The organism is Corallococcus aberystwythensis (assembly GCF_003612165.1).
Classification (GTDB): Bacteria; Myxococcota; Myxococcia; order Myxococcales; family Myxococcaceae; genus Corallococcus; species Corallococcus aberystwythensis.
In genome coordinates this window covers 1-6,936 of sequence record NZ_RAWK01000386.1, presented here as the reverse complement: position 1 = coordinate 6,936, position 6,936 = coordinate 1, and the positions used below count along the sequence as shown (strand labels likewise).

The following is a 6,936-nucleotide window of genomic DNA, read 5'->3' as shown; positions in this document are numbered from 1 at the left end:
CTTCGGAGCCCCACCCCATGTCCTTCGACCCCTCGCTCGCCTCCGACCTCCAGGCCGTCCTGCGCGACGTGCCGGACTTCCCCAAGCCCGGCATCCTCTTCAAGGACATCACCCCCGTGCTGGCGGACCCGCGCCTGTTCGGCCGGGTGGTCAACGCGATGGCCGCTCCCTTCCGGGGCCAGCACATCACCAAGGTGGTGGGCGTGGAGTCGCGCGGCTTCCTCCTGGGCGCCCCCATCGCGCTGGCCCTGGAGGCGGGGTTCGTCCCGGCGCGCAAGCCCGGCAAGCTGCCCTACAAGCGCATCGTGGAGCGCTACTCCCTGGAGTACGGCGCGGACGGCGTGGAGATGCACGATGACGCCATTGGCAAGGACGAGCGCGTGCTCGTGGTGGACGACGTGCTCGCCACGGGCGGGACCGCGGACGCCACCGGGCGGCTCATCACCCGGCTGGGCGGGCAGATTGTCGGCTTCAACTTCCTCATCGCCCTGGACTTCCTCGACGGCGCGAAGCGCCTGGGGCCGGACAAGGTGACGTCCGTCCTCCACTTCTAGCCCTTCCGCCCGGCGCCTTCCGGAGTCACGTCCGGTTGACGCCCGCGCCGGCCCTGTTTATAAGTTGGTCACACAACCTAGAAATAAGACCACGCCATGCCACGTCCCTCCAACACCGAAGCGCGCCGGGAGCAGATTGTCGCCGGGCTGCTCAAGGCCATGGCCGAGCGCGGTTACGAGGGCGCGTCCGTGGCGGAGATTGCCCGTGCGGCGGGGCTGAGCGCGGGGCTGGTGCACTACCACTTCGAGGACAAGCAGGAGATCCTCCTGACCCTGGTCCGCTCGCTGGCGTCACGCGCGCGGCAGCGCTTCGCCACCCGCGCGGCGAAGCTGGCGGCGGACGACGCGCACGGGCGGGTGGAGGCGTTCGTGGACGCGTTCCTCGCCACCGGGCCGGACGCGGACGTGGCGGCGGTGGCGGGCTGGGTCACCATCAGCGCGGAGGCCATCCGGCAGCCAGAGGTCCGCACCGCCTACGAAGAGGTGGTGCGCGCGGACCTGGAGCACCTGGAGGCGCTGGTCTCGGCGGTGGTGGGCAAGCGCCGCGCGCGTCCCCTGGCCGCGGGCCTGTTCGCCGCCATCCAGGGGTACTTCGTGCTCTCCGCGAGCGCCCCCGGGCTCGTGCCCCCGGGCTCCGCGGCGGGCACGGTGAAGCGCATGGCGGCGGGGCTGCTGGACGCGGCGACTTCTTCCTCTCCGGACCGTGAGGTGTCGTGATGACCATTGCCATCTACGCAGGCAGCTTCGACCCCGTCACGGCGGGACACCTGTCGGTGGTGCGCCAGGCGGCGCGCCTCTTCAGCCACGTGGTGGTGGTGGTGGCCGTGAACCCGAACAAGTCCACGCTGCTCACCGCGGAGGAGCGCATGGCGCTCATCCGGGAGGCCGTGGCCCGGCACCCGAACGTCTCCGTCACCTTCACCGAAGGGCTCATCGTGGAGCTGGCGCGGGAGATTGGCGCGAGCGTCCTGTTGCGCGGCGTGCGCGGCGCCACCGATGCGCAGTTCGAGACGGAGCTGGCGCAGATGAACCGCGCCCTGGCGCCTGAGCTGTCCACGCTCTTCCTCCCCGCGGAGGCGCACCTGGCGGAGGTGTCCAGCAGCGCCCTCAAGGAGCGCCTCACGCGCGGCGAGGACGTGTCCGCGTACTGCCCTCCCGCCGTCGCAGCGAAGCTGCGCGAGCGGCTGTCCCCTTCCCTCCGGAGCCATCCATGAGCCTGTCCTTCATTCCCCTGGGCGTCGGTGATGCCTTCTCCGCGCTCCACTACTCGTCGTGCCTGGCGGTGGAAGCGGAGGGCCAGGTGCTGCTCATCGACTGTCCGCACCCCATCCGCAAGATGATGCGCGAGGCGTCCGAGTCCTCCGGCGTGCACCTGGACGTGGAGCGCGTCAGTGCCGTGGCCCTCACGCACTTGCACGCGGACCATGCCTCCGGGCTGGAGAGCCTGGCGTACTTCTCCTTCTTCGTGCTCCAGCGGAAGATGGAGCTGCTCGCGCACCCGAGCGTCACGCGCCGCCTCTGGGAGGGCCACCTGGCCGCGGGCATGGAGTGCCTCATCGAGCAGCACGGCGCGGGGCCCAACGACAAGCACTTCGAGGACTACTTCACGCACACGCCGCTGCACCTGGAGCGCGCGGTGAAGCACGGCCCGTTCGAAATCGAGTGCCGCTTCACCTACCACCACGTGCCCACCACCGCGTTCCGCATCCGCGCCGGGGGCCGGTGCCTGGGCTACAGCGCGGACACCGCGTTCGACGAGGGGCTCATCTCCTGGTTGTCCGAGGCGGACCTGGTCATCCACGAGACGAACTACGGCGTGCACACGCCCTACGAGAAGCTGGCGGCGCTGCCGGAGGCCACGCGCGCGAAGATGCGGCTCATCCACTACCCGGATCAGTTCGACGGAAGCGGCAGCGTCATCGAGCCGCTGGCGCAGGGCCGGCGCTACACCGTCTGAGGGGGGAGCGCGCGGCTGGTTGCAAGCCCTTCATCCCCTGGGAAGAGGGGCTTGGGGCTTGCGCGTTGCGCCATGTCCGGTCCGCTCGCCTTCACGCGCCGAGTGCGCTACGCCGAGAGGGATTTGGCGCTCCCCCGTGCCCCCGCAAGAGAACGACTGTCCGATGACGACGAAGACCGTGAGCACCTGGGCGGTGCTGCTGCCGCTCGCGATGGTGCTGGCCGCCCGTTCCGCCGGGGCCGCCGAGCCGACGCCTTCCGCTGACACCGTCCGCCTCACGATCCTCCACCTCAACGACGTCTATCAATTCCAGCCCACCGCCCGGAACCGGGGCGGCCTGTCGCGCGTGGCCACGCTGCGGCAACAGGCGCTGAAGGAGTCGCCGCACGTCCTCACGCTGCTCGCGGGCGACACGATTTCGCCCTCGGTGGAGTCCTCCGCGGAGGTGGCGGGCGAGGCGCTCAAGGGCAAGCAGATGATCGACGCGTGGAACGCGCTCGGTCTGGACTACTCCACGGTGGGCAACCACGAGTTCGACTTCGGGGACGACGTGCTGCGCGCGCGCCTTCAGCAGTCGCGCTTCCCGTGGCTGGGCGCCAACGTGATGAGCGTGAAGTCGGGGCAGGTGTTCGAAGGGCTCAAGGCGTGGGACCTGCGCGAGATGGGGGGCGTGAAGGTGGGCATCTTCGGCGTGGTGCTGCCGGAGACGCAGACCTCTTCCAAGCCGGGCAAGGACACGCGCATCACGCCGTTCTGCGAGGCGGCGAAGCGCTCCGTGGAGGAGCTGCGGGCCGCGGGCGCGCAGTTCGTGATGGGGCTCACGCACCTGACGGTGGAGCAGGACCGGGAGCTGGCGAAGTGCGTGCGCGTGGACCTCATCATCGGCGGGCACGACCACGACCGCGTGGAGGAGACCGTCGCGGGCACGCCCATCTTCAAGCTGGACGAGGACGCCATCGACCTGGGCCGCGTGACGCTGGACCTGGATGCGAAGACGGGCGCGGTGAAGAAGCTCGCGTGGAAGGTGATTCCCATCACGGCGAAGACGCCGGACGACGTGGCGTTCAACGAGCAGATGAAGCCCTATGCGCCGCTGCTGGCCACGCTGTCGGAGCGCATTGGCCGCTCGCCGGTGGCGCTGGATGCGCGCAGCGCGCAGAACCGGCTGGGGGAGACGAACCTGGGCTCGTTCCTGGCGGATGCGTTCCGGGAGGCGACGGGCGCGGACGTGGCGCTCATCAACGGAGGCGCCATCCGCGCGGACCGGGTGCTGCCCGCGGGGAAGATGACCCGGCGGGAGCTGTACTCGCTCATGCCCTACCGCAACGAGCTGGTGGTGCTGATGGTGAAGGGGGCGGTGCTGCGCGCGGCGCTGGAGAACGGCGTCAGCCTGAGCAGCGTGGACGGCAAGCCGCCCGGCCGCTTCCCACAGGTGTCCGGCCTGCGCTTCACCTACGACCTGCGCAAGACGCCGGGCGCGCGGGTGACGAAGGTGGAGGTGAAGGGCAAGCCGCTGGATGACGAGGCGGTGTACCGGCTGGCCACGTTGAGCTTCGTGGCGCAGGGCAACGACGGCTACTCCATGTTCAAGGACCTGCCCGTGGTGCCCAGGGGCCTGGATGTGTCGCCGTGGGAAGCACTCGGCACCGCGTTCCGCACCGGCAAGCCCGCGCCGCGCGCGAAGCCCCAGGGACGCATCGCGGTCATCGGCGCGCCCCCGGGCGGGCTGCACGCGCAGCCGTCCATGAAGTAGCGCCTACCGCCAGGGCGCGGTCCAGCCGCGCAGCCGGTAGACGATTCGCCCCGCCAGCTCCCGCAGCATGTCCGCGCTCTGGTTGAGCGCCCCCGTCCGTGGCAGCCAGCTCATCTTCGCGGGGGGCAGCGTCGAGGAGCGCAGGTCCACCGCGAGCGTGTCCGCTCTCACGCCCACCGCCGCGAAGCAGCCGGCCGCGCGGGGCAGGTGCGCGGCGCTCGTCACCAGGAGCAGCGACTTCCAGCCGTGCGCGCGCACCAGCGGCTCCGACTGGAGCGCGTTCTCACGGGTGTTGCGGCTGCGTCCCTCCTTCACGATGCGCTCGGGCGCGATGCCCCAGTGCTCCAGCTGCGCGGCCAGCACGTCCGCCTCCACCACCGCCTCCGGCCTCGCGTCCAGGTTGCCGGCGGTGATGAGCACCTGCCGCGCCCGGCCGTCACGCAGCAGCTCGAAGGTGCGCATCATCCGCTCCGGCGCGGCGTTGTACTCCGGATGCCCCGAGCGCTCGGTGGCTGCCGCGTCCAGCCCTCCGCCCAGCAGGATGACCGCGTCGTAGACGGTGTCCGGCCGGTACGTGCTCACCGCGTCCGCCTCCGTCGCGCGCGTCAAGAGCGCCACCGTCGGCTCGATGGAGAACGCGTACAGCACGCCCACCGCCGCCAGCTGGGACGCCACCGACAGGCGCCTCCACCGGCGCAGCACCACGCCCCCCACGCCCAGGAGCAAGGCCCAGGTGAGCGGCGACAGCAGCAGGTCCAACACCTTCGACAGGAGGAGGAACATCGTTGTTCGCCGGACTACCGGGCCGCCTTCGCGTTGAGGTACTTGCGCGCCTCGGCCGCGCCAGAGCCCCGGGGCCGCAGGGACAGGTAGCGCTGGTAGCCCTCGCGGGCCATCGCGTCCCGGTCCGTCAGCACGCCCACCCGGCCCAGGCCCAGGTGGCACTCCGCGGCGGTCTCCTTCAGCTCCAGGCACTTCCAGAACTTCTCACCGGCCTCCAGCGCCTTGCCCGCCGCGAGCAGCTGCTGGCCCAGCGTGTACGCCGCCCCCGCGTCAGGGGACTGCGACGTCCAGCTGAAGGCATCGCGCGCCTCGCCCCGGAGGTTCACCGGGGGCCGCTTGATGGCCGCCGCTCCCGACGGCCCGTCCTTCACCCGCGCGTCCACCACCGGCTCGGGCGGAGGGGGCGGCGGCGGCAGGCGCTCCAGCGTCACCAGCACGCGCTCCGGCACCGCGTCCTGCGACACGGTGGTCGCCCACGGCTGATACCCCACGAACCGCAGCGCCAGCTGGTGCGAGCCCGCTCCCGGCTCGACCTTCAGCACCATGGGCGTCACCCCCATGGGCATGCCGTCCCAGCGCACCTCCGCCCCCGGCGGGTTCGTCGCCACCTGGAGGTGGCGCACGTCGGGCGCTTCATGGCGGGACACCAGCGACTGCACGGCGAAGAAGAGCACCGCCACCACCGCGAAGGCCGCCCAGACCCAACCCGGCAGCGCGGGGCCGGACTCCTCGGTGCCGGCGCCCGTCATCGCCCCGGGCACGTGCTCCTCGGGGAACGCCGACGCATGCGCGCGGTGCACCGAGGACGCCCGCTCCGGCTCGTCCAGGCCGGCCGGGCCGCCCTCCCCCGTCCACACCGCCGCCTGGCGCAGGAAGGACTCCGGAATCCGGGGCGGCTGGCCCGCGAGCTTGAGCTCCTCCTCGAACAGCCAGCCCATCAGGTGGCGCAGCGTGGACGTGGGGAACAGCGGCGCCCGGTACGCGAGCCACTCCGCCAGCGCGCGCTGGAAGTCCTCCGCGCTGGTGAAGCGATCATCCCGCCTGAGCGCCAGCGCCCGCGACACCAGCGCGCCCAGGGATGGATCCAGGTCCGGCACGTACGCCTGCGTGGGCGTGAGGTCGCCCGTCGCGATGCGCTCCATCACCGAGCCCTGGTCCCCTTCCACGGGCCTGCGGCCGGTGAGCATTTCGAAGAGCACCACGCCCGCCGTGTACACGTCCGAGCGCGCGTCCAGCGCCTCCGCCCGCGTCTGCTCCGGGGACAGGTAGAGGAACTTGCCGCGCACCACGCCCGCGTCCGTCTCCTGCCGCCCGGCCCACTGCGCCTTCGCGATGCCGAAGTCGGTGAGCTTCACCTCACCCTCGTGGCTCACCAGGACGTTGTCCGGCGACACGTCCCGGTGCACCAGCCCCAGCGAGCGGCCCTGTTCGTCGCGGCGCGTGTGCGCGTGGTGCAGCCCCTTGCAGACCTCAATCATCAGCTGCACGGCGAGCGGCGCCGGCAGGTGCGCCATGCCCTTCAACTTCGAGCGCTTGAGCACCTTGGACAAGGGCTGCCCGTCCACCCACTCCATGGCGAGGAAGTACTCCCCCGCCTCCTGCCCGAAGTCGAAGACCTGGACGATGTTGCCGTGCGACAGCCCCATGGAGATGCGCGCTTCGTTGAGGAACATCTGCACGAAGGCGGGGTCCTGCGCGTACGGGTCCCGCACGCGCTTGATGACCACGGACCGGGACACGCCCTCCGCCACGGTGTAGCGCGCGCGGTGCACGACGGCCATGCCGCCCGCCCCCAGGCGCTCCTGCAGCTCGTACTTGCCGAAACGCGTCGTCTGCCCGCCCGTTGTCACGCGCCGGACGCTACCCCACCGCTCACCCCGGAGGGGAGC

At 71.4% G+C, this 6,936-nt stretch carries 7 protein-coding genes; 5 read left to right on the top strand and 2 right to left on the bottom strand.

Annotated elements, in window-relative coordinates:
• The 5 genes from D7W81_RS38380 to D7W81_RS38360 form a co-directional block, all read left to right on the top strand.
• Positions 1–554 (top strand): adenine phosphoribosyltransferase (locus D7W81_RS38380; RefSeq protein ID WP_438503399.1); only part of this gene is annotated, 554 nt, incomplete at its 5' end.
• A gap of 96 nt (positions 555–650) precedes the next feature.
• Positions 651–1,271, top strand: a complete 621-nt coding sequence (locus D7W81_RS38375; protein WP_120560315.1) for a TetR/AcrR family transcriptional regulator — start codon at positions 651–653, stop codon at positions 1,269–1,271.
• Positions 1,271–1,768, top strand: a complete 498-nt coding sequence (gene coaD, locus D7W81_RS38370; protein ID WP_120560314.1) for a pantetheine-phosphate adenylyltransferase — start codon at positions 1,271–1,273, stop codon at positions 1,766–1,768. The genes D7W81_RS38375 and coaD overlap by 1 nt, the downstream gene beginning before the upstream one ends.
• A complete protein-coding gene (locus D7W81_RS38365; RefSeq protein WP_120560313.1) occupies positions 1,765–2,511 on the top strand; it encodes an MBL fold metallo-hydrolase in 747 nt (248 codons plus the stop codon). Before coaD ends, D7W81_RS38365 begins: the two co-directional genes overlap by 4 nt.
• Before the next feature lie 163 nt (positions 2,512–2,674).
• Entirely contained in the window at positions 2,675–4,264 is a 1,590-nt protein-coding gene (locus D7W81_RS38360) for a bifunctional metallophosphatase/5'-nucleotidase (RefSeq protein ID WP_120560312.1), read from the top strand.
• A 3-nt stretch (positions 4,265–4,267) separates the two neighbouring features.
• Here D7W81_RS38360 and D7W81_RS38355 read toward each other — a convergent pair whose 3' ends face one another.
• A complete protein-coding gene (locus tag D7W81_RS38355) occupies positions 4,268–5,047 on the bottom strand; it encodes a YdcF family protein (protein ID WP_120560311.1) in 780 nt (259 codons plus the stop codon).
• Between the two features lie 14 nt (positions 5,048–5,061).
• Positions 5,062–6,936: serine/threonine-protein kinase (locus D7W81_RS38350; protein ID WP_208721645.1), on the bottom strand; the 1,875-nt coding region annotated here is incomplete at its 5' end.